This window comes from Sinomonas humi (assembly GCF_000802235.1).
Classification (GTDB): Bacteria; Actinomycetota; Actinomycetes; order Actinomycetales; family Micrococcaceae; genus Sinomonas; species Sinomonas humi.
Map to the genome: position 1 here is coordinate 1 of NZ_JTDL01000073.1, position 20,780 is coordinate 20,780.

Annotated in this window: 19 protein-coding genes; 15 read left to right on the forward strand and 4 right to left on the reverse strand. The window is 66.1% G+C overall.

The features are described from left to right. A partial coding sequence (locus LK10_RS04505) for a DnaJ C-terminal domain-containing protein (RefSeq protein ID WP_043120515.1) occupies positions 1-657 on the forward strand: 657 nt, incomplete at its 5' end. A gap of 1 nt (position 658) precedes the next feature. Then, a complete protein-coding gene (locus tag LK10_RS04510; protein ID WP_043120517.1) occupies positions 659-1,435 on the forward strand; it encodes a 16S rRNA (uracil(1498)-N(3))-methyltransferase in 777 nt (258 codons plus the stop codon). A 21-nt stretch (positions 1,436-1,456) separates the two neighbouring features. Here LK10_RS04510 and LK10_RS04515 read toward each other — a convergent pair whose 3' ends face one another. Beyond that, entirely contained in the window at positions 1,457-2,389 is a 933-nt protein-coding gene (locus tag LK10_RS04515; RefSeq protein WP_043120518.1) for a GerMN domain-containing protein, read from the reverse strand. Positions 2,390-2,607: 218 nt separating this feature from the next. Here LK10_RS04515 and LK10_RS04520 point away from each other — a divergent pair, with 218 nt between their 5' ends. The 5 genes from LK10_RS04520 to LK10_RS04540 all read left to right on the forward strand — a co-directional run bounded on the left by LK10_RS04520 (position 2,608) and on the right by LK10_RS04540 (position 8,000). Further along, positions 2,608-3,684, forward strand: coding sequence for a PhoH family protein (locus LK10_RS04520; RefSeq protein WP_052206955.1), 1,077 nt, complete (start codon positions 2,608-2,610; stop codon positions 3,682-3,684). Continuing rightward, on the forward strand, positions 3,681-4,154 hold the full coding sequence (ybeY, locus tag LK10_RS04525) for an rRNA maturation RNase YbeY (RefSeq protein ID WP_043120519.1): 474 nt from the start codon (positions 3,681-3,683) through the stop codon (positions 4,152-4,154). The genes LK10_RS04520 and ybeY overlap by 4 nt, the downstream gene beginning before the upstream one ends. Further along, on the forward strand, positions 4,151-5,476 hold the full coding sequence (locus tag LK10_RS04530; RefSeq protein ID WP_052206956.1) for a hemolysin family protein: 1,326 nt from the start codon (positions 4,151-4,153) through the stop codon (positions 5,474-5,476). The genes ybeY and LK10_RS04530 overlap by 4 nt, the downstream gene beginning before the upstream one ends. Then, complete coding sequence (gene era / locus LK10_RS04535) at positions 5,469-6,461, forward strand: GTPase Era (RefSeq protein ID WP_052206957.1); 993 nt, start codon at positions 5,469-5,471, stop codon at positions 6,459-6,461. The genes LK10_RS04530 and era overlap by 8 nt, the downstream gene beginning before the upstream one ends. Positions 6,462-6,587: 126 nt before the next feature. Next, positions 6,588-8,000, forward strand: coding sequence for an LCP family protein (locus tag LK10_RS04540; RefSeq protein ID WP_043120537.1), 1,413 nt, complete (start codon positions 6,588-6,590; stop codon positions 7,998-8,000). Between the two features lie 135 nt (positions 8,001-8,135). Here LK10_RS04540 and LK10_RS04545 read toward each other — a convergent pair whose 3' ends face one another. Beyond that, positions 8,136-10,121: a M13 family metallopeptidase gene (locus tag LK10_RS04545; protein WP_043120521.1), complete on the reverse strand. Its 1,986-nt coding sequence runs from the start codon at positions 10,119-10,121 to the stop codon at positions 8,136-8,138. Between the two features lie 272 nt (positions 10,122-10,393). On the opposite strand from LK10_RS04545, the gene leuA reads away from it, so the two are divergent. The 3 genes from leuA to LK10_RS04560 all read left to right on the forward strand — a co-directional run bounded on the left by leuA (position 10,394) and on the right by LK10_RS04560 (position 13,811). Then, complete coding sequence (gene leuA / locus LK10_RS04550) at positions 10,394-12,148, forward strand: 2-isopropylmalate synthase (protein ID WP_043120522.1); 1,755 nt, start codon at positions 10,394-10,396, stop codon at positions 12,146-12,148. 65 nt (positions 12,149-12,213) lie between these two features. Beyond that, positions 12,214-13,011 (forward strand): DNA repair protein RecO, encoded by a 798-nt coding sequence (gene recO, locus LK10_RS04555; protein WP_052206959.1) that lies wholly within the window; start codon positions 12,214-12,216, stop codon positions 13,009-13,011. Between the two features lie 2 nt (positions 13,012-13,013). Then, a complete protein-coding gene (locus LK10_RS04560) occupies positions 13,014-13,811 on the forward strand; it encodes an isoprenyl transferase (RefSeq protein ID WP_043120524.1) in 798 nt (265 codons plus the stop codon). A gap of 3 nt (positions 13,812-13,814) precedes the next feature. On the opposite strand, the gene LK10_RS04565 is transcribed toward LK10_RS04560, so the two are convergent. Next, positions 13,815-14,783, reverse strand: coding sequence for an alpha/beta hydrolase (locus LK10_RS04565; RefSeq protein WP_043120526.1), 969 nt, complete (start codon positions 14,781-14,783; stop codon positions 13,815-13,817). A gap of 74 nt (positions 14,784-14,857) precedes the next feature. On the opposite strand from LK10_RS04565, the gene LK10_RS04570 reads away from it, so the two are divergent. Continuing rightward, a complete protein-coding gene (locus tag LK10_RS04570) occupies positions 14,858-15,949 on the forward strand; it encodes a quinone-dependent dihydroorotate dehydrogenase (protein ID WP_043120527.1) in 1,092 nt (363 codons plus the stop codon). On the opposite strand, the gene LK10_RS04575 is transcribed toward LK10_RS04570, so the two are convergent. Next, positions 15,924-16,511, reverse strand: a complete 588-nt coding sequence (locus LK10_RS04575) for a DUF3043 domain-containing protein (protein WP_043120540.1) — start codon at positions 16,509-16,511, stop codon at positions 15,924-15,926. The two genes, LK10_RS04570 and LK10_RS04575, sit on opposite strands and share 26 nt — an antisense overlap. Positions 16,512-16,606: 95 nt before the next feature. Between LK10_RS04575 and LK10_RS04580 the strand changes: the two genes are divergently transcribed. The 4 genes from LK10_RS04580 to LK10_RS04595 all read left to right on the forward strand — a co-directional run. Beyond that, entirely contained in the window at positions 16,607-18,010 is a 1,404-nt protein-coding gene (locus LK10_RS04580) for a dipeptidase (protein WP_043120529.1), read from the forward strand. 57 nt (positions 18,011-18,067) lie between these two features. Beyond that, positions 18,068-18,433: a HesB/IscA family protein gene (locus LK10_RS04585; protein WP_043120530.1), complete on the forward strand. Its 366-nt coding sequence runs from the start codon at positions 18,068-18,070 to the stop codon at positions 18,431-18,433. A 214-nt stretch (positions 18,434-18,647) separates the two neighbouring features. Then, on the forward strand, positions 18,648-19,505 hold the full coding sequence (gene ctaC, locus LK10_RS04590) for an aa3-type cytochrome oxidase subunit II (RefSeq protein WP_043120531.1): 858 nt from the start codon (positions 18,648-18,650) through the stop codon (positions 19,503-19,505). A gap of 10 nt (positions 19,506-19,515) precedes the next feature. After that, positions 19,516-20,780, forward strand: a 1,265-nt coding sequence (locus LK10_RS04595) for a cbb3-type cytochrome c oxidase subunit I (protein WP_043120542.1), incomplete at its 3' end; no start/stop codon positions are given.

Genomic DNA, 20,780 nt, shown 5'->3' on the forward strand with positions numbered 1-20,780 from the left:
GCGATGTGCCACGGCAGTGGGCACGTTCAGCGCGCCGTCCGCTCGATCCTCGGCCAGGTCATGACGACGGCGACGTGCCCCTCGTGCGGCGGCTTCGGCACCGAGATCCCGAATCCCTGCAACGAGTGCGGCGGGGAGGGCCGGGTCCGCAGCCGGCGTTCCCTCACGGTCAAGATTCCGGCCGGCGTCTCGACGGGAACCCGCATCCAGCTTGCCGGCCAAGGTGAGGCGGGCACGGCGGGGGGTCCGACGGGCGATCTCTACGTGGAGATCCGTGTCGCCGCCCACACGACCTTCTCGCGGGACGGCGACAACCTGCACGCGACGCTGAGCGTCCCGATGACGGCCGCCGCCCTCGGCACCGAACTCACGTTCGAGACCTTCGACGGCGAGCAGACCATCACCCTGAAGCCGGGCACCCAGTCCGGGGACGTGATGACGCTCCCGCATCTCGGCGTCGCCCGCTTGCGCGGCGCGGGCCGCGGCGATCTGCTGGTGCACATCAACGTCGAGGTCCCCACGAAGCTCGACACCGAACAGGAGGAACTCCTGAGGCAGCTCGCCAAGCTCCGCGGTGAGCACGTGGCCGAGGGGAAGCTCGTCGGCACCGGCGGGGGGATGTTCGCGAAGCTGCGAGACAAGTTCGGGAACCTCTGACGTGTCCAGCCCGGTCTTCTTCGTCGACCCGGGCTCGCTCGACGCCGTAGCGCAGGGCGATGTCGTTACGGTCAGGGGGACTGAAGGTCGCCATGCGGCAACCGTCAAGCGGCTCGCGGCCGGCGAGCCCGTCGACCTCGTCGACGGGCTCGGCGTTCGGGGCCGGGGCCGGGTCGCCCGCGCTGGTGGCGACCTACTCGCCGTCGTCCTCGAAAGCGTGGAGCGTGAACCGCGGCCGCCCTTCCGGCTCGTCCTCGTGCAAGCGCTCGCCAAGGGCGACCGCGACGAACTCGCTGCCGAGGCGGCAACCGAGCTCGGCGCTGACGCCGTCATCCCATGGCAAGCCGAACGCTCCATCGTGCGATGGAAGGGCGAGCGAGGCGCGAAATCGCTCGCGAAGTGGCGTGCGGTCGTCGCTGCTGCCGCAAAGCAGTCTCGGCGCGCTTGGGTGCCCGACGTCGAGGAAGCGCACGACGGCGCAGCACTCACCGCGCGGATCGCGGCGGCTTCCCTCGCCGTCGTCCTGCATGAGGATGCGGCGGACAGCCTCAGCTCGGTCCTCGAGCGGTTCAGAGCAGGCGAGCCGCCGCTGGACGGCGAGGTCCTCTTTCTCGTCGGTCCGGAAGGCGGCATATCGCCCGCCGAGCTCGACCGGTTCGTGTCTGCTGGCGCGAAGCTTTCGCTCCTCGCGCCCCACGTTCTGCGCTCGTCGACGGCGGGTCCCGCGGCGCTTGCGATCGCGGGCGACCGCCTCGGGCGATGGCCAGGGAGGACGTGAAGTCCGAGCGTCCGCTTCCGCCTAGCGGGTGACCGTGAAGTCCTTCGAGTCCCAAGCGAGCGCTGTGGGATCACCGGCTCCAGGGTCGCTCGGGAAGACGCGCAGCACATATTTGCCCGGCGGGAGGGCAACCGAGAAGCGGTACTGCCCCTGGTTCTGGCCGGAAGGGACCGACGTTGTGTGCCCGCTCGTGACGACCGGTGCCTTGTCGGTCTTGATATCGGCTCGGGAGATCTGCCAATAGACCACGGAACCGGGCGTCGTCGTCCGCCCGTCGGCGGTGAGCTGCCCGTGCGGGGAGGATGTGCCAGCCTGGGGGTCGATAATCCACATGGGTGCCACCATCGCCGGGTCGCGCTGCATGAGCTGGCCGAGCTGCACACGGTTGAACGCGAGCTGGTCAGTGCGCCCGTCTACGAGGAGCATGACTTGCACGGGCTGGTCGGAATCGATGACGCCGGCGCTGGCCGCTGCAGCGCTGGCCGTGTAGACGAGCTGCTGAACGGCCAATTGGGCCGTCTGCTCGTCGACAGAGCTGTTGAAGGCGTCGGAGGAAACGTCCACGGTAATGACGTTGGTGCCGGAGATCGAAGCAGCGAGCTTCTTGGGCGACTGCCACGGGCTGAAGAGGTTGGGGTCCAGAGGCTTCGCCGACATCATGAGGCGCAACGCCTTGGCGACGGCATTGTCGCTCCCCGGTGCGTCCCGGAACTCGCGGTACAGGTAGACGCCGTTACGAGCGCGGCCGAGCCAGTAGACCGGAGACTTGGTCGAGGTCTGGGAGGTTTCGAGAGGAACGCTCGCAGATGCGGAGATGCCGGGCGAGGCTCCGGCAGCCATCGTGGGCTGAGGCTGGCCGCTCGCCGTACACGCCGCGAGAAGAACGGCCACGAGGGCCGCACCACCGGCCAGCGCCACGCGGCGCAGCCTGGGGCGCGGTCGGCTGGCGGCCATGAACAGTAATCCTCCGGGCTGATCGGAAGGGCACCCCTTCGGCACCCAGGGACCGGGCTGCACCGGACCCCAATCGGTGCCACCCTTCGTACCATCCAGCTTGGCACAGCCGGTCTGGGGGAATGTCTGTTCAAGGGCTTTCGTTGCCCAAGTGATGCCCGATTGATACCTAGCGGTAGCATGGACCGGCAAGCACCCCACGAGGAGAGAGAAGGCATTTGACAGCGGAGTTTCCGCACACAACTCCTACGACCCGGACCGAGGTTCTCCGCTTCGCGTCCGGCGAGGACATGGTGCACATCCTAGGACCGCATGATGAAGCCCTCCGCTACGTCGAAGAGCAATTTCCCTCCGTGTCATTCCACGTTCGAGGCAATGAGCTGACCATCGTCGGGCCGCCTGCGGAAGCCCCGAACATCCGAAGGCTCTTTGAAGAAATAGCCTCGCTCGCAGAGCGGGGAACGCCCGTCACGCCGGCGTCGCTTGCCCAACTCGTGACGATGCTGCGGGACCAGACCGTCTCGAGCCCCTCGGACGTGCTTACCCACAACATCCTGACCAGCCGCGGCCGCAGCATTCGCCCCAAGACGGCCAACCAGAAGAGCTACGTGGACGCGATCGATGCGAACACGGTCATCTTCGGCATCGGCCCGGCAGGCACAGGCAAGACCTACCTCGCGATGGCGAAGGCGGTCCAAGCACTGCAGCACAAGGACGTCAGCCGCATCATCCTGACGCGGCCGGCAGTCGAAGCGGGGGAGCGCCTCGGCTTCCTGCCGGGGACGCTCAACGACAAGATCGATCCCTATCTCCGGCCCCTCTACGACGCGCTGCACGACATGATCGATCCGGAGTCGATCCCGCGGCTCATGGCAGCGGGAACGATTGAGGTCGCCCCGCTCGCCTATATGCGTGGGCGCACCCTCAACGACGCGTTCATCATCCTCGACGAGGCACAGAACACGACGCCGGAGCAGATGAAGATGTTCCTCACGCGCCTCGGTTTCGGTTCGAAGATGGTGGTCACCGGCGACATCACCCAGGTCGACCTCCCGTCCGGATCGTCGTCCGGCCTGCGGGTCGTGCAGGACATCCTCGAGGGCATAGAAGACGTGAGCTTCACGGTCCTCGACGCGTCGGACGTAGTCCGCCATCGCTTGGTCTCGGACATCGTGGCGGCGTACGGGCGGTGGGATGACCATCAGCGCGCGAAGGTCGAACGGGCGCGGGTGCGCGCAGATCGGCAGCACGCCGGGGGAAGCGAACGTGCGCCGGCGTCTAAGCTTGAGCCGTGAGCATCGAAGTCAACAACGAGTCCGGCGTGGCGGTAGACGAAGAGTCCCTCGTTCGCCTTGGACGTTTCATCTTCGACCGTCTGTGGCTGCATCCCCAGACCGAGCTCTCGATCCTGCTCGTCGACGAGCCGGCTATGGAACGACTGCATCTCGAACTCATGGACGAGCCTGGCGCCACCGACGTCCTGTCCGTCCCGATGGACGAGCTCACCCCGGGGACACCCGGTCGCCCGACTCCACAGGGGATGCTGGGCGACATCGCAATCTGCCCTCAGGTCGCCGCCGAGCAGGCGACGCGAGGCGGCCACTCGCGGGATGACGAGATGCTCCTTCTGGCTACGCACGGAGTCCTCCACCTCCTGGGCTTCGATCACGCGGAGCCCGAGGAGCGGGAAGAGATGTTCGGGCTCCAGCGCGAGCTGCTCACCGAGTTCCTGGGCAGGCCTGCCCCGAAGGAGACGATGGCGTGACGATCGCCGTCCTGCTGGCGATGGCGCTGGCGTTCACGGCGCTTGCTGCCCTGCTCACCGCCGCGGACGCGGCCCTTGCGTTCCTACCAAGGCACGAGGCAGAGGAGTACATCGAGGATGGCCATGGGCGCTCGCTCGAGGCCATCCTCACGGATCCTGTCCCGTACGCACGGGCCCTCCGCTTCTGGCGCATCTGGTTCGAGACCGCGTCCGCGGTAGCCGTCGCCGTCCTCATGACCAGCTGGATCGCGAACGTCTGGCTCGCGGGGCTTGCCGCGACCATTGTCATGGCCATCATCGGCTTCCTGCTCGTGGGCGTCTCGCCCCGGCAGCTCGGGCGGCGGCATTCCCTCGCGGTCGCGGCATGGACTGCGCCGCTCACGGTGGCCCTCCGCGAAGTCCTCGGCCCGATACCTGGCTGGCTCGTGTCGATCGGCAGCGCAGCGACGGGCACCGATCCGCAGCAGGAGGACGCGATCTACTCCACCGACGAGCTCCGGGAGTTCGTCGAGCGCGCGAGCGACTCCGACGACTTCGAAGAGGCGCAGGCCGAGCTCCTCCAGTCGGTGTTCGAGCTCGGCGAGACGCTCGTCCGCGCCGTGATGGTGCCCCGCACGGACGTCATCGGCATCGAGGCCGGCTCGACACTGCGCCAGGCCATGTCCCTCTTCCTGCGTTCGGGCTGTTCGCGCCTTCCGGTCTTCGTCGAGAACCTCGACGACATCCGTGGCATCCTGTACCTCAAGGACGTCGCCGCCCGGTTGCATCAGGCACCGGGGGCGAGCACGGAAGCGGTAGAGGACCACGTCCGTGAAACGCGGTTTGTCCCCGAGTCGAAACCGGTGAGTGAGCTCCTCAAAGAACTTCAACGCGAATCGACCCACCTCGCCATCGTGGTGGACGAATACGGCGGAACCGCTGGACTCGTCACCCTTGAGGACCTCATCGAGGAGCTCGTGGGCGAGATCGCCGACGAGTATGACGAGGACGATGTCGAGGCGGTCGAGGTCGAGCCGGGTGTGTACCGGGTCCAGGCACGCATGAGCCTGGACGACTTCGGGGAGCTCTTCGACGAGGACATCGAGGACGATGAGGTCGACACTGTCGGCGGCCTCCTAGCAAAAGCGATCGGGCGAGTGCCGATCGTGGGCAGCACGGCGGTGGTAGAGGGCATCCGGCTCACGGCCGAGCGTCTCGAAGGGCGTCGCAAGCGGGTGAGCCACCTGCTTGCCCAGCGCACCGAGCACCCAAGCGAGGACCGAGGACGGACGCGCGAGACAGAGCGGCAAGATTCAGAAGCGACAGGGAGACAGCATGGCTGATCAGCACGGCGGCAAGGGCGGGCGGGAGCCGCAAGCAGGGAGCTGGCCGCAGGCAGCGGACGACGGCGGGTACCGCGCCGGCTTCGCGGTCCTCGTTGGGCGACCGAACGCGGGAAAGTCGACCCTCACCAATGCGTTGGTCGGCCAGAAGGTCGCGATCACCTCGGCCAAGCCCCAGACGACGCGCCACACCATTCGCGGCATCGTCCACCGATCCGACGCGCAGCTCATCCTCGTGGACACGCCGGGCCTTCACCGGCCTCGGACCCTGTTGGGGCAGCGGCTCAACGATCTGGTTGCCGACACGCTCTCCGAGGTCGACGCAATCGGCTTCTGTCTCCCCGCGAACGAGCGCATTGGCCCGGGTGACCGCTTCATCGCAAGCCAACTCGCCGCCGTCGGCCGCAAACCGATCGTGGCCCTCGTGACCAAGGCCGACCTCGTCGACAGGGCCGCCCTCACCGAGCAGCTACTCGCAGTGACCGAACTTGGCCGCGAAGTCCTCGGTGGCGAAGGGTTCGCGGACATCGTTCCGGTCTCCGCCAAGGACGGCTACCAGGTCGAGACGGTCGCGGACGTCCTCATCTCGCATATGCCCCCCTCCCCGCCGCTCTATCCAGATGGCGAGCTCACTGACGAGCCCGAGGCCGTCATGGTGGCCGAGCTCGTGCGCGAAGCGGCCCTCGAAGGGGTGCGTGACGAGCTTCCCCACTCGCTCGCCGTCGTCGTCGACGAAATCGTCCCCCGGGAGGGGCGACCGGAGGACAATCCGCTTCTGGATGTCCGCGTCAACCTGTTCGTCGAAAGGCCATCGCAGAAGGCCATCATCATCGGGCGAGGCGGGGAGCGGCTGCGTGACGTCGGATCGCGGGCTCGAAAGGGAATCGAGGCCCTGCTCGGAACCCGCATCTACCTCGATCTGCACGTCAAGGTGGCCAAGGACTGGCAGCGCGACCCGAAGCAGCTGGGTCGGCTGGGGTTCTGACCGGTCACAGCCTCCGCTCAGGTGCTTCTGTAGACTGGAAAGAAGCATCATCTACCGGAGGATCATTTGGTCACATCAGGGCCCGTCCCTCGTCATGCCCGGGCGCGCCGCAAAGCTCCCCTCTGGGTGAAGATCCTTGGCGGCGTCGTCGTCCTCGGCATCGTCGGTGTAGTGGCGTTCGCCGGCTACTGGGCTTGGCGCCTGCAGAGCAACATCCACGAGGCGCCGCTCAGCGCGGGCCACGGCACGGCCGACGCGACCAACGATGCGACCGACCCCCTGCAGATCCTCATTATTGGAACTGACACCCGGTCCGGCTCGGGGGACGCTTCGTACGGATCCACCGCGGACAGTTCTGGCTACGGCAACTCCGACGTGATGATTCTCCTGAACATCTCGGCGGACAACAAGGTCGTATCGATGACGAGCTTCCCGCGTGACCTCATGGTGCCCATCCCCGCGTGCCACGATCCCCAAACCGGCAAGGACTATCCGGCGCAGCCCGTCGGCCAGATCAACTCCGCAATGATGGAGGCTGGCCCCGGTTGTGCCGTAGATACGATCAACCAGCTGACGGGCCTCAAGATCGACCACTTCATGGTCGCGGACTTCAATGCCGTAAAAGACCTCTCCAACGAAATCGGCGGCGTGCAGGTCTGCGTCAACGCCCCGATCGACGACCCGTATTCGGGCCTCAAGCTCCCCGCCGGCACGTCCACCATTCAGGGTGAGATGGCCCTCGCGTTCCTCCGCAGCCGCCACGGAGTGGGGGATGGCAGTGACCTCTCGCGCATCAAGTCGCAACAGGAGTTCCTCGCTTCGTTGGCCCGAAAGGTCAAGTCGGACGGCACGCTGACCAATATTCCTAAGCTCCTGAGCATCGCGGACACGATCACTCAGAACCTGACCGTCGATCCTGGCCTCGCCAATCCCCAGGCCATGATCACCATCGCCTCACGGCTCCGCTCGGTCGACCTCTCGAAGGTCGCCTTCGTGACTGCGCCATGGGAGCCGTACACGGGCGATCCGAATCGGGTCCAGCTCAAGCAGCCTGACGCTGCCGCGCTCTTCGACGCGCTCCGCCAGAACCGTGACCTCACGGCTCCGGCAACGACCGCGACCGCGAGTGCCTCGGCGTCGCCCAGCGCTGCCGCCCCAACCACAGCAGCCGCTCCTGCCTACGACAAGACGATCCAGCCTGTCTCAGTCGCCAACGGCACAGGGGTCACGGGCCGCGCCGCGGAACTCTCTACCTTCCTCAAGGGCCAGGGGTTTGCCCAGACCACGGACTTCAACGCAGCAGCCACCGACACGACCAACGTCTACTACAGCGCCAACTTCGCCGACGTCGCCAAGGACGTTGCTGCAGCCCTCGGCATCCCCTCCTCCCAGGTCCAGCCAGCGGACAACATCAATGGGGTCCAGGTCTACGTCGGGTCGGATTTCACCTCGGGGACGCACTACACGCCGAAACTCCCCGACAACGTCGTGTCCCAGACAGCGGCCCAGTCGACGTGCCAGACGGCGTTCGGCCAGTAGGGGTTCGAGAGTAGGCGTTCGGCCAGTAGGCGGCACGGGCGCCTGAACGGTCCGGACGGGCTCGGATGCGCGAAGGCCCCGACATCCACCGCGAATTCCTCCGCGGATGTCGGGGCCTTGTTCGATCTTGCGGGTCTACCAGATCTCCACTCGCTCGTTGGGAGCGAGCCACATGCCGTCGCCCTCCGCCACGTCGAACGCCTCATGGAACGCGGTGAGGTTCTTGACGATCGTATTGGTGCGGAACTCGTTGGGGGAGTGGGGATCGATCGCGAGCCGTCGGATCGACTCCTCCGACCGGCACACCTGCCGCCATACCGTTGCCCAAGAGATGAAGAAGCGCTGCTCGCCCGTGAGGCCGTCGATGACCGGTGCCTCTTCGCCTCCGAGGTGAAGACGGTACGCCTTGAAAGCAATACCAAGACCACCGAGATCTCCGATGTTCTCGCCGAGCGTCAGCTTGCCGTTCACGGTGTGACCGGGAGCCTCGCTGGGGGAGAGGACTTCGAATTGCTCGACGAGCCTCGCCGTCAGCGCTTCGAATGCCTTCCGGTCGGCATCCGTCCACCAGTTCCGGAGCGCTCCGGTTCCGTCGAACTGGGAGCCCTGATCATCGAATCCATGCCCGATCTCGTGCCCGATGACTGCCCCGATGCCGCCGTAGTTGACGGCAGGGTCGGCACCCGGATGGTAGAACGGCGGCTGAAGGATTGCGGCCGGGAACACGATCTCGTTCATGAGCGGGTGGTAGTACGCGTTGACCGTCTGGGGTGTCATGAGCCACTTGATCCGGTCGACGGGCTTGCCGATCTCGTCGAGGAGTCGGTCCAGTTCGCCCGCGTGCGCGCGCCGCACGTTGCCCAGAAGGTCCTTCTCGTCGATTTCGACGGCTGAGAAGTCTATCCACTCGTCGGGGTACCCGATCTTGGGGCGGAAGGCCTCAAGCTTCTCGAGCGCGCGTTCCCGAGTCTCCGGGCCCATCCACGAGAGCACAGAGATGCTCTGCCCGTAGGCCTCGACGATGTCCCCGACGAGCTTCTGCATTGACTCCTTGTGCTCCGCGGGGAAATGGCGCTCGACATAGAGCCGGCCAACAGCCATCCCGAGACCGTTCTCCACAGTGGCCACGCCGCGCTTCCAGCGTTCCTTGTTCTCGGGGGTCCCGCTCAGCACGGTGCCGTAGAAGGCGAAGTGCCGATCGACGAACTCGGGGGAGAGGAAGGGCGCTGAAGCGGAGACCACATGGGCCATGAGCCATAGCTTCCAGTCCTCGAGGGGAACCTCGGCGAGCATGGGGCCGACGCCTGAGAGGAAGTCGGGGTTGCCGACGACGAGTTCCGCCCGAGCAGGTTCCGCCACCCCGGTCGCTTCGGCCCAGGTGACGAAGTGCGGGAAGACCGTCGTCGCCTCCTCCTGGGTGAACAGGTTGTAGGTCTTCTGGGGATCGCGAAGGGTTACACGGTCCCAGTGCAGCCCGGCGAGTCGCTCTTCGAGGCGGACGACGGCGTCCGCAGCCTCCGCGGCTTCGGTTCGGCCGATCAGGGCGAAGACGTCGGTGAGATAGGAGCGGTAGGCCTCGCGGACCTCGGCAAAGCGCTCCTCCCGGTAGTAGGACTCGTCCGGAAGGCCGAGCCCGCCTTGGGACAGGTACAGCAGCACGCGCTCTGGGTTCCCCGCGTCAGGGGCGGCGTAGTACCCGAAGAGACCCTCGCTGCCCCCGCGGCCGAGCCGCGCGGAGGTGCGCACGAAGCCCTCGGCGTCGTTCACCGCGTCCACCTCGGCCAAAAGGGCTTTGAGCGGCTCGGCCCCCAGTTCGGCGACACGGTCCTCGTCCATGAACGAGCGGTACAGCGCCCCGATCTTCTCCTCGTCGGAGCCAGCCGCGTGCTCACCATCGGCGAGGTCCTCGATCAGGCCCCGCACGTCTTCTTCGGCTCGATCGCGAAGCTGCACGAACGTACCGACGAGGGCGCGGTCCGAAGGGATCTTCGTCTCACGGAGCCAGACACCGTTGACGTGCCGGTACAGGTCGTCCTGGGCTCGGACAGTCTCGTCGAAGAACTCACGGTCGACCCCGGACGGCGCGACAGGGCTGGACGGCGCGACAGGGCTATCTGTCATGGTGCCTCCTCAGGCATGCTCGAATGCGTTCATCTTAGGCAGCTACCCTGCCATCGAGAGGCTTCGGGCCATGGACGCTCCGGCCGCCGTGCTATCGTGACAACGTGCTACACGCGCAGCGCCTTCTCCTTCTTAGCTGCCGTGGCGGGGCCCAGTAGCCAACCCGACGGACGAGAGTTCGGACGATGGCGTAGGCCGGATCCCCGCCGCGGAGTTTCCTGACGCCCGGCCGCAGAGGATCCCAGCTTTCGTGAAAGGCCTACAGTAAAACCATGCGCAACGCACAGAAACCCTCGGGCATGCCCGTCCACCGCTACCTCCCGTTCCATGAGCAGATCACGGTCGAACTGCCGGATCGGACCTGGCCGGAAAAGCGCATCGAGAAGGCGCCCCGCTGGTGCGCCGTTGACCTCCGGGACGGAAACCAGGCGCTCATCGATCCGATGAGCCCCGCCCGCAAGCTCAAGATGTTCAAGCTCCTCGTCCAGATGGGCTACAAGGAGATCGAGGTCGGCTTCCCGTCAGCTTCGCAGACCGACTTCGACTTCGTCCGCCAGCTCATCGAGGGCGGCCACATCCCGGACGATGTGACGATTCAGGTCCTCACGCAGGCGCGGGAGCATCTCATCGAGCGCACGTACGAATCGCTCGTGGGCGCGAAGAGCGCGATTGTTCACCTCTACAACTCCACGTCAGTGCTGCAGCGCCGCGTCGTGTTCAACTCGGACGAGGAGGGCATCCTCGACATCGCTGTCCAAGGGGCCCTTCTGTGCAAGAAGTACCAGGAGACCCTCCCGGACACGCACATCACCTACGAATACTCGCCGGAATCCTTCACGGGGACCGAGCTCGAGTACGCGGCACGCGTGTGCAACAAGGTGGCCGAGATCTTCGAGGCGTCTGCGGACAGCCAGGTGATCATCAATCTCCCGGCCACGGTCGAGATGGCCACGCCGAACGTGTACGCCGACTCGATCGAGTGGATGAGCCGGAACTTGAAGCCACGCGAGGGAATCATTCTCTCCCTGCACCCGCACAATGACCGCGGCACCGGGGTGGCCGCTGCCGAGCTCGGCTATCTTGCCGGTGCGGACCGGATCGAAGGCTGCCTCTTCGGCAATGGCGAGCGCACGGGCAACGTGGATCTCGTGACACTCGGCTTGAACCTCTTCGTCCAGGGCGTCGACCCCATGATCAACTTCTCGAACATCGACGAGATCCGTCGCACTGTCGAGTACTGCAATCAGCTTCCCGTGCCCGAGCGCTCGCCCTACGGCGGCGACCTCGTCTTCACGGCCTTCTCCGGCTCCCATCAGGACGCCATTAAGAAGGGGTTCGAGGCACTCGAGCGCGATGCTGCCACTGCCGGGGTCCCCGTCGACGAGTTCACGTGGCAGGTTCCATATCTGCCAATCGACCCCAAGGACGTGGGGCGCTCGTACGAGGCGGTCATCCGGGTCAACTCGCAGTCGGGCAAGGGCGGTGTCGCCTACCTGCTCAAGAACGAGCACAATCTCGACCTGCCGCGCCGTGCCCAGATCGAGTTCTCGCGCGTCATCCAGCAGCACACCGACTCAGCGGGCGGAGAGGTCAGCGCGTCGGTTCTCTGGGACATCTTCAGCGACGAGTACCTCCCGGCGTCGTCCGTCGATGGCGGCAAAGCCTGGGGCCGATATGCCCTCTCCTCGGTGAGCACGGAGACCGCCGAGGACGGCACCATGACGCTCGAGGCGGCGCTTCGCATTGATGGCACGCAGGTCCGACGCACGGGAAGCGGGAACGGTCCTATCGCGGCCCTCCTCGACATCTTCTCGTCCGAGGGCGTTGACGTCCGCGTCCTGGACTACACGGAGCATGCACTCTCGGAAGGCGGCAGCGCGCGTGCCGCCGCCTACGTCGAGTGCGGGATCGGAGAGCGGATCCTGTGGGGCGTCGGCATCGACGCGAACACGAGCCTCGCCGCCCTCAAGGCCGTGATCTCCGCCGTCAACCGCGCCCTGCGCGACGCGGACGCGGTCGGCGTCTAGCGAAACGGCAGCGCCCCGCCCGCTTCGGGCGGGGCGCTGCGCATGCGGGTGGGAGAATATCGTCCATGGCCGAATCGACGTTCGCAGCGCGGAGCTACCGCGACGACGGCGTCGTCCTCCGCACCCACCGTCTCGGCGAGGCCGACCGGATCATCGTGCTCCTTACGAAGCATCACGGGCAGGTCCGCGCCGTGGCCCGCGGCGTGCGACGCACGGGAAGCCGCTTCGGTGCGCGGCTCGAGCCATTCATGGTGGCAGACGTCCAGTTCGTGCGCGGACGCTCGCTCGAGGTCGTGGGCCAGGCGGTTGCCCGGGGCACTTACGGTCAGGAAATCGCCGCCGACTACTCCCGTTACACTGCGGCGGCTGCGATGGCTGAGACCGCTGAACGACTCACAGCGAACGACGGCGAGGCGTCCCTTCCGCATTATCAGCTCCTTGTCGGGGCCCTCGCCGCGCTGAGCCGCGGCGCCCACGCCCCGGAGCTAATCCTTGATTCATACCTTCTGCGGGCCCTGTCGACGGCGGGGTGGGCGCCGAGCTTCACAGATTGTGCCCGCTGCGGGGAGCCAGGACCGCATTCGGCCTTCTCGGCTGCCTTGGGCGGCATTGTCTGCCACGAATGCCGGCCTCCCGGGTCGCCGTCCCCGGCACCCGAGACGGTACAGCTTCTCGCCGCCCTCCTCTCTGGCGACTGGACGGCGGCGGATGCCTCTGCCTCGGGCCCTCGCAGGGAGGCCTCAGGTCTCGTTGCCGCATACGTCCAGTGGCACCTCGAACGAGCCGTCCGCTCGCTCCGGCTCATCGAGCGCGATGCCGAGCCCGTTTCCTCCCCGACCCGACAGGAGACCAGCAGCACGTGAGAATGTCCCGCCGGGAGGCGCACCCCACGGTCCCGCCCTATCCGCATCCTTCGGGCGCCCAGGCGCCAGCCATCCCGCAAGAGTTCGTCCCCCGCCACGTCGCTATCGTCATGGACGGCAATGGCCGTTGGGCGAACCAGCGTGGCCTGCCACGCATCGAGGGGCACAAGGCAGGCGAGCCCGCGCTTCTCGACGTCGTCGCAGGCGCGATCGAGATCGGCATCGAATATGTCTCGGTGTACGCGTTCTCGACCGAGAACTGGCGGCGTTCGCCCGAGGAGGTCAGGTTCCTCATGGGATTCAACCGGGAGGTACTGCGCAGGCAGCGCGACACGATGAATTCCTGGGGGGTGCGCGTGCGGTGGGCCGGGCGCCGGCCCAAGCTCTGGGGTTCGGTGATCCGCGAGCTCGAAGAGGCCGAGGTACTCACCCGCCACAACACCAAGTGCCATCTCACCATGTGCGTGAACTACGGCGGAAGGGCAGAAATCGCCGACGCGGCTGCAGCAATTGCGCGCGATGTCGCCGCAGGGACGCTCAACGCCCGCTCAGTCACCGAAAAGACCGTGCAGCGCTACCTCGACGAACCTGGTCTGCCTGATGTCGATCTCTTCCTCAGGAGTTCGGGCGAGCAACGCCTGAGCAATTTCATGCTGTGGCAGGCGGCGTATGCCGAGATGGTCTTCATGGACACCCTATGGCCCGATGTAGACCGCCGCACTCTCTGGGAGGCTGTCGAAATCTACGCTCGGCGGGACAGGCGGTACGGCGGGGCGGTCGACAGGGCTCCCGGCGCCTGAACCTCAGTCTTCGCTGTCCACCACTCTGTCGAACCACGCACCAAGCCGGGCGTAGGCCGCGCGGCGCACTGTCGGAGCCGAAAGCAGCACGTCGTGGAGCCCGCCGTCGACAAGCACTTCATCGAGCGAGGGGCACACGGCCCTTGCGGCCCGCCTCATCGGGCCGATTGAGAGCACCGCGTCCCTCGAGCGCATGTGTTCGCGCCATATGAGCCCCGTGTCGCTGCGGGTCGAGGCGAGGAGCACAGCCGGAAGTGACAGAGCAGGGCCGGCAAGGAGTTCTCGTTGGGCCGCGAGGATCCCATGGAGCCACGCAGTCCGTACGGGGAAGGCTGTCCGTGGCCGAAGGTCCTCGCGCAGGTCCCATTCGCCGCCCGCCTCCTTTGCTATGGCCCGCCAGAAGTAGCCGCGAGAGGGGAGCGGTATGACTTGGTCGGGACGCGCCGTCGCGCGCGCCTTCAAAGCGAATTCCAGCAGCCTTCCCGCTGCCCGGCCGCCGTGGGCCACAAGCCATGGGCTGCTCAGAACGAGCGCCGCCAGCCGCTCGGGGCGCCGTTGGGCCTCGAGTGCTACCGCAAGGCCACCGGTGGAATGGCCCATGAGCACGATGCGGTCAGCCCCGTCCGCCTCAAGAACCTCTAGCGCTGCCCCGATGCTCTCGAGGTAATGCTCTGCCGACGGCAGGTAGCCGGGGTGGCCCTCTGGCCGCAGACTCCGCCCATGTTGCGGAAGGTCAAGCGCGTAGAAACGCCAGCCGCGGCACGCGATGAAGTCTGCGAGCTCGGTGTTGAAGTAGTAGTCGCTCCAGCCGTGGACGTAGAGGAGCGAAGTGGTGCCGCACGCGGATCCGCTGCCGCCAGTGCCCCCAGGTGCGGGGACGAACCGGACAAGCGTGCCCACCGGCTCGGAGCCAGCAGACAGCTCGCGCTGCTCGAATCCAGCTCCCAGGAAATCGGCCCTCCAGCCCGCCATCTCTCCTCCTCGGTACATCTGAAGAATAGGCCGCCGTTTTGTCCCACATAGCGCGCCTAAGGGAGACTGGGGGCATGCGCTTCTACCCCCTCTTCTTCCGTGCCGCATTCTCTTGGATGGATGCGGAGCGTGCGCATCGGATCGGGTTCGAAGCCATCCGGGCAGTCCATCGGGTGGGTGCCGGACGGATGATCGAGCGATTCGCTCGGCCGGCAGAGTCGCTGCGCACTCATGCGTTCGGGATCGAGTTCCCTTCACCGTTCGGACTGGCCGCCGGCTTCGACAAGGAGGGCAAGGGCATCGAGGCCCTCGCCGAACTCGGCTTCGGGCACATCGAGGTGGGGACGATCACGGGGCAGGCTCAGCCGGGCAACCCCAAGCCGCGCCTGTTCCGCCTCATCCCGGATCGGGCGGTGGTGAACCGTATGGGCTTCAACAATGACGGCGCTTCGGCGGTGGCGCCGCGCATCGCCGCCGCCCGCCGGGCACTCGAACAGCGCTACGGGGCGCAGCGCCCGATCATCGGCATCAACATCGGCAAGACCAAGGTCGTCCCGCTCGAGCAAGCGGTGGAGGACTACCGCACGAGCGCACGTACGCTCGCGCCGCATGCCGACTACCTCGTGGTCAACGTGAGCTCGCCGAACACTCCTGGCCTGCGCCTCCTCCAGAGCGTCGAGACGCTGCGCCCCCTTCTTGAAGCAGTGCGTGAAGAATCTCTGGCGTCGGCTCAGCGGCACGTCCCGCTCCTCGTCAAGATCGCCCCCGACCTCGCGGATGGCGATATCGACGACGTTGCTCGGCTCGCGCTCGATCTCGGGCTGGACGGGATCATCGCGACCAACACCACCATTGGCCGGGAGGGGCTTGTGAGCGACCCGGCTGCCGTCGAGGCATGTGGCGAAGGGGGCCTTTCGGGGGCCCCGCTCAAGGCACGTTCTCTCGAAGTGCTCCGCCGGCTCTCCGCCGTCGTGGGAAATCAGCTGAGCCTTGTTTCCGTCGGCGGAGTCGAGACGTCTTCGGACGTAAAGGAAAGGCTCGCCGCAGGGGCGAGCCTTGTCCAGGGTTACACGGCCTTCCTCTACGAAGGTCCGTTCTGGGCCGCCTCGCTGAATCGTGAACTCGCCAAGGCGGCCGTCGTCACGAGGGGTACTGCCCCCGCGTGACCTGAGGCTTCGGCAGCCGGAGCGGCCGGAACTGCAGCGCGCGCATCGAGCCGTACCACACCGTTCCGCGCTCGACCTCGCCGAACTTCACCGTGAGCCGCTTCTTGAGCTGGCGGGAGAGCCAGAACGTGTCGAGGATGACGAGGGCGAAGACGACCCAGAACGCGGCGAGGATATAGACCTGCGCGGCACTGGCCTGCGGCACGACGAACGAGATCACGACAAACGCAAGCGCGCCGAACATGAGGTACTCGCCCACGTTGAACCGCGCGTCCACGATGTCGCGGGCGAAGCGCTTCTGGGGGCCTCGATCCTTGAGGGGCAGGTGGCGCTCGTCGCCGGTCTGGAGCGCCTGGCGCACACGCATGCGCTCGTCGGCCGCGGCCTGCCGCTCAGCCACGCGCGATGCTTTCCGATCCGCGGGTACCAACGGACGACGGCGTGCCGCCTCCTGGTCCTTGCGCCGCGGGGTCGGCGCGCCCTTGCCGACGAGCGGGGCAGTCGGCTTCTCCTCAGGCTGCCCGGCGCTGTCGGCGGCGGGCTCGTTCTTTCGTCCAAACACCACTCAAGGATAGCCGTCGAGCGGGGGTCCAGCGGCGCGAGGACTGGAGCGGGCCCACCGTTGATGACGGTTCCCGCGGCTTGTACTGTGAAGCCATGATTTCAGATTCGCGAGCCCTCGCGCCCGACGTCATCACGGAGCTCCGCGACGCCGTAGAACGCCGTTTCGACACGACACTCTCCGAGCTCATGGCACTTGTGTCCATCCCTGGCATCGCTTGGGATGCGTTCGAGCCGGCGGAGCTCGAACGGAGTGCACGAGCGGTCGCCGATCTGGCCGCCGCGGCGGGGCTGGACGGGGTGGAGATCCTCCGCGCCGAAAGGCCGGACGGCAAGCCTGGCGGACCCGCCGTCGTCGCCCGTCGAGCTGCCGCGGCTGGGAAGCCCACGGTCCTTCTGTATGCCCACCATGATGTCCAGCCCCCGGGGGACCTCTCGCTCTGGAACTCATCGCCCTTCACCCCGGAGATCCGCGATGGCCGGCTGTTCGGTCGGGGCGCCGCTGACGACAAGGCTGGCATTTTGGTCCATCTGGCAGCTTGGCGGGCTGTCTCGGAAGTCCTCAGTGACGCCGCCGGGGTCGGCGTGACGCTCTTCGTCGAAGGAGAGGAGGAAGCGGGATCGCCAAGCTTCCGGAATTTCCTCGAGACCTACCGCCAACGCCTCGCTGCCGACGTCATCGTCGTCGCCGACTCAAGCAACTGGTCCGTGGGGACGCCGGCTCTCACGACAAGCCTGCGGGGGCTCGTGGACGGCACGTTCGAGGTTCGGGTGTTGAGCCATGCGGTCCATTCGGGTGTCTTCGGCGGTCCAGTCCTCGACGCACCGACACTCCTCGCCCGCCTCATCGCGACGCTCCACGACGAGGAAGGCAATGTGGCAGTCCCTGGCCTCGTAGTGGCCTCCGACCCGGAGGTCGAGTACCCAGAAGCGCAGTACCGCATGGATTCGGGAGTGCTCGACGGCGTTCGTCTCGCAGGGAGCGGGAGCATCGCCGCAAGGCTCTGGAGCCGTCCCGCCCTCTCTATCATCGGCATCGACGCGCCGGCCGTGGCAGTCTCCTCCAACACGATCCAGGCCGCAGCTCGCGCGAAGTTCAGTCTGAGGATCGCCCCCGGGCAGGATCCGGACGCAGCAATGGACGCGATGCGCCGCCATCTGGAAGCACACGTTCCGTTCGGTGCCGAGCTCTACTTCACACCGGGGGAGCGCGGCAACCCTTATCTTGCCGACACCGACTCGCCCGCTGCCCGAGTGGCGCTCGAGGCGCTGCACAGCGCGTGGGGCGTAGATCCCGTCGAAATGGGAATGGGAGGCTCCATTCCCTTTGTTGCAGACCTTAAGGAGGTGTTCCCTGCTGCCGAAGTCCTCATCACCGGAGTCGAGGACCCTGACAGCCGGGCGCACAGTGCCAACGAGTCGCTGCACATTGAGGAGTTCAAACGCTGCATCGTCGCGGAGGCGCTGGTTCTGGCGGCACTCGGCGCACGCGAAGGTTAGCGCCCGCGGCGGAGCCCGCCGTAGCATGGAAGGAAGGCCACAGAGGGAAGGTATGGAATGAGCACTGCAACCAACGAGACCACCGAGGCCATCGGTTCGCACGAGGTGACCCTGACTGAGGTCGCTGCGGGCAAGGTCCGTAGCCTGCTCGAGCAGGAGGGCCGCACGGATCTCCGTCTGCGCGTAGCCGTCCAGCCCGGCGGATGCTCGGGCCTCATCTACCAGCTGTACTTCGACGAGCGCCTCCTCGATGGCGACGCCGTCCGCGACTTCGACGGCGTCGAGGTCGTCGTGGACAAGATGAGCGTGCCCTATCTCGCGGGCGCGACCATCGACTTCGAGGACACCATCTCCAAGCAGGGATTCACCATCGACAACCCCAACGCGCAGGGTTCGTGCGCGTGCGGCGATTCGTTCCACTGACCTGTCGCCGCCTGCATTTCGGCCGTGTCTTCCGACTGCTCATCCAGAGCGTCGAAGGCACGGCCGACGTGCATGTGCAGGATGTGGGCGATTCCTTTGCTATAGCTGTAAGCTCTACACCGAGTAGTAAAACTATGCCGCCGGGGAGCGAGTTTCTGCGGGTATAACCGCGGACGGGAAAGCCCGGCCGAAGCATCAAGAGGAAGGGCCGTCTGTGAGGTCGCAGAACCGAACCAGCAGCCAGCGCACTCGGAATATCACGGTAGCTTCCGTTGCCGTTGCAGGAGCGCTCGCACTGTCTGGATGTACAAGTCAGGTACAGAACGGCTGGTTGCCGGGATCGCGGGACACGACAAGCAACACGGGCATGGTCACGGACCTCTGGGTCAACTCGTGGATCGCTGCCCTCACGGTCGGAGCGATCACTTGGGGCCTGATCCTCTGGTGCATCATCGCCTATCGGCGTCGGAAGGGCACCGTCGGCTTCCCCCGGCAGACGAGCTACAACCTGCCCCTCGAAATCTTCTACACGGCGATCCCCCTCTTCCTTGTCGTCGTGTTCTTCTACTTCACCGACCGTGACCAGCGTGCGATCGACAATCCCAACGCGAACCCGGACGTCACCGTCAACGTGGTGGGCAAGCAGTGGTCTTGGGACTTCAACTACAAGCAGGGTGGAATCGTCAAGGACAACGTCTACGAGGCGGGTACGCAGACCCACCTCAACGGGACGCCGGTCGATCTCAACACCCTGCCGACGCTCTACCTGCCGGTCGGCAAGACGGTCACGCTCGATCTCACGTCGCGTGACGTCATCCACTCGTTCTGGGTCCCCGCGTTCCTTCAGAAGCGCGACGTGGTCCCGGGTCACCCGAACACCATGTACTTCACGCCTGAGAAGGTGGGCACGTACGAGGGCAAGTGTGCCGAGCTCTGCGGCGAGTACCATTCCGAGATGCTGTTCCAGGTGAAGGTCGTCTCGGAGGCCGACTTCCAAGCTCACCTTGCCGGTCTGCCGAAGGGTCTGCTCGACACGACGTACGACCGCAACCCGGATCTGAATCAGAAGTAAGGGAATCATCGTGGCTACCTACACACAGACGCCCTCGGCCGGGGCACTGAATGCACCGGTCGTGCCGCGGTCCAAGGGACGCATCATCGTCAACTGGATCACGTCGACCGACCACAAGACCATCGGGTACATGTACCTGATCGCCTCGTTCATCTTCTTCTGCCTGGGCGGCGTCATGGCGCTCCTGATCCGTGCCGAGCTCTTCGAGCCGGGCATGCAGATCCTGCAGACGAAGGAACAGTACAACCAGCTGTTCACGATGCACGGCACTGTCATGCTCCTCATGTTCGCGACGCCGCTCTTCGCAGGCTTCGCGAATGTCATCATGCCGCTCCAGATCGGCGCCCCCGATGTTGCGTTCCCGCGCCTCAACGCGCTCGCCTTCTGGTTCTTCCTCTTCGGCTCGTCAATCGCCGTCGCAGGCTTCATCACCCCCCAAGGGGCAGCATCGTTCGGCTGGTTCGCGTACGCACCGCTATCGAATACGACCTTCACCCCGGGCATCGGCGGTGATCTATGGGTCTTCGGCCTAGCGCTCTCGGGCTTTGGCACGATTCTCGGCGCGGTCAACTTCATCACGACGATCATCTGCATGCGTGCTCCGGGCATGACCATGTGGCGCATGCCGATCTTCACGTGGAACACCCTCATCACCGCGATCCTCGTGCTCATGGCGTTCCCGCCGCTCGCCGCAGCGCTGTTCGGCCTCGGCGCCGACCGCCGCTTCGGCGCCCACATCTTCGACCCCGAAAACGGCGGTGCGATCCTGTGGCAGCACCTGTTCTGGTTCTTCGGCCACCCAGAGGTGTACATCATCGCCCTGCCGTTCTTCGGCATCGTCTCGGAGATCTTCCCGGTCTTCAGCCGCAAGCCGGTCTTCGGCTACAAGGGCCTCGTGTTCGCGACCATCTCCATCGCAGCCCTCTCCGTGACGGTGTGGGCTCACCACATGTATGTCACCGGGGCGGTCCTGCTGCCGTTCTTCTCCTTCATGACGATGCTCATCGCGGTCCCGACCGGCGTGAAGTTCTTCAACTGGATCGGCACGATGTGGCGAGGCTCGCTCACGTTCGAGACGCCGATGCTGTGGAGCCTGGGCTTCCTCATCACGTTCCTCTTCGGTGGGCTCACCGGCATCATCCTGTCCTCGCCGCCGCTGGACTTCCACGTCTCCGACACGTACTTCGTGGTCGCCCACTTCCACTACGTCGTCTTCGGCACCGTCGTGTTCGCGATGTTCGCCGGGTTCTACTTCTGGTGGCCGAAGTGGACGGG

Excerpts from the sequence above, each read along its gene's own strand:
- LK10_RS04515 (WP_043120518.1), bottom strand. The coding sequence starts at position 2,389 with ATGGCCGCCAGCCGACCGCGCCCCAGGCTGCGCCGCGTGGCGCTGGCC.
- era (WP_052206957.1), top strand. The coding sequence starts at position 5,469 with ATGGCTGATCAGCACGGCGGCAAGGGCGGGCGGGAGCCGCAAGCAGGG.
- LK10_RS04545 (WP_043120521.1), bottom strand. The coding sequence starts at position 10,121 with ATGACAGATAGCCCTGTCGCGCCGTCCAGCCCTGTCGCGCCGTCCGGG.
- leuA (WP_043120522.1), top strand. The coding sequence starts at position 10,394 with ATGCGCAACGCACAGAAACCCTCGGGCATGCCCGTCCACCGCTACCTC.
- recO (WP_052206959.1), top strand. The coding sequence starts at position 12,214 with ATGGCCGAATCGACGTTCGCAGCGCGGAGCTACCGCGACGACGGCGTC.
- LK10_RS04560 (WP_043120524.1), top strand. The coding sequence starts at position 13,014 with ATGTCCCGCCGGGAGGCGCACCCCACGGTCCCGCCCTATCCGCATCCT.
- LK10_RS04565 (WP_043120526.1), bottom strand. The coding sequence starts at position 14,783 with ATGGCGGGCTGGAGGGCCGATTTCCTGGGAGCTGGATTCGAGCAGCGC.
- LK10_RS04570 (WP_043120527.1), top strand. The coding sequence starts at position 14,858 with ATGCGCTTCTACCCCCTCTTCTTCCGTGCCGCATTCTCTTGGATGGAT.
- LK10_RS04580 (WP_043120529.1), top strand. The coding sequence starts at position 16,607 with ATGATTTCAGATTCGCGAGCCCTCGCGCCCGACGTCATCACGGAGCTC.
- LK10_RS04585 (WP_043120530.1), top strand. The coding sequence starts at position 18,068 with ATGAGCACTGCAACCAACGAGACCACCGAGGCCATCGGTTCGCACGAG.